The sequence below is a fragment of the Methylomonas lenta genome (genome assembly GCF_001644015.1).
GTDB lineage: Bacteria > Pseudomonadota > Gammaproteobacteria > Methylococcales > Methylomonadaceae > Methylomonas > Methylomonas lenta.
The window spans coordinates 1-1,118 of record NZ_LUUI01000054.1 but is presented as its reverse complement, the minus strand read 5'-3'; the positions used below and the strand labels follow the sequence as shown (position 1 = coordinate 1,118).

The following is a 1,118-nucleotide window of genomic DNA, read 5'->3' as shown; positions in this document are numbered from 1 at the left end:
CAATATTTTTGGCATCCTGAAATAACCGCTGCTTTTCATCATGCGCAAAGTGTTGTCCTAGCCCCTTACTCAGCATGACCTCAAATTCTCCGGTAACCAGAAAATTGCCATCCATAATGGTACTACTCACACTTAGGTGTCTGTACCGCAAAAGTGTTTCACAACAGGCGTGGACGAGCGGTTTCATTTTCTCATCGATATCCGGGTACATATCCTCGGCAATCGCCTCATTCAAAACAAAGTCGATGGCATTACCGCGTAATTCAAAGCGGTATAAAAAAATAGATACATCATTCCCGGCTATATTTTTCAAAATCGCCTCATCTTTACGCGGCTTGTGATGATATTGGATATTCTAAGCCTGAACCCCAGAAATGTTGTTTGTTTAAAACTCACTCTTAAGGCGTAAATCCAAATTTTACATCAGGCCAGCTGCGCATTCGACTTCTGAAAAAATGATAGATGACATCCACTTTGGCAATCCGCTGTCATCGGCTTTGAAAATAATGCCCAAAATTGGGACAGTAAAAGTAAATTAGCATTCCCGCAAAACTCGCTTCATCTCATTGACAACATAGCAGATTTGCTATATTTTTAACCTTATGACGTGGACAGTTGAAACGCTTAATGCGACCGTGGATGAAGAGATTGAGGCGCTTCCTGCCGATATGCGAGCATGTCTTGTGCGTATAGCGGAACTGATCGCCATGTCCGGCTTATAAAATGTGCATCAGCCCCATATCAAGCATATTGAAGGCCAGATATGGGAAATGCGGATGAAGGGCCAAGACGGCATATCACGCGCGCTGTATGTGACGGCCAGAAAGCAACGGGTGGTAATTGTGCGGGTGTTCATCAAGAAAACAGAGAAAACGCCACGTCGTGAGATTGAAATCGCTCTGACACGAGCAAAGGAGGTTCAAGATGACTAAGATAAACACCCTGCATACCAAATGGATGCAGGATAAAGCCTATAAAGAAGCTTACGATACACTTGAAGACGAGTTTGCACTGGCCGCGACACTGATCGAGGCACGATCACGCGCAGGTCTGACCCAAGGAGAATTGGCCGAGCGGATGCACACCACGCAATCTGCTGTTGCCCGTATTGAAGGTGG

Annotated in this window: 3 protein-coding genes; 2 read left to right on the top strand and 1 reads right to left on the bottom strand. The window is 45.3% G+C overall.

The features are described from left to right. Positions 1 to 313 (bottom strand): hypothetical protein (locus tag A1359_RS03785; protein WP_198159265.1); only part of this gene is annotated, 313 nt, incomplete at its 3' end. Positions 314 to 725: 412 nt separating this feature from the next. Here A1359_RS03785 and A1359_RS22680 point away from each other — a divergent pair. Together A1359_RS22680 and A1359_RS03775 are read left to right on the top strand one after the other, a co-directional pair. After that, a complete protein-coding gene (locus A1359_RS22680) occupies positions 726 to 932 on the top strand; it encodes a type II toxin-antitoxin system RelE/ParE family toxin (RefSeq protein WP_198159264.1) in 207 nt (68 codons plus the stop codon). Beyond that, the coding region (locus A1359_RS03775; protein ID WP_066978257.1) for a helix-turn-helix domain-containing protein at positions 925 to 1,118 on the top strand (194 nt) is incomplete at its 3' end. The genes A1359_RS22680 and A1359_RS03775, both read left to right, overlap by 8 nt.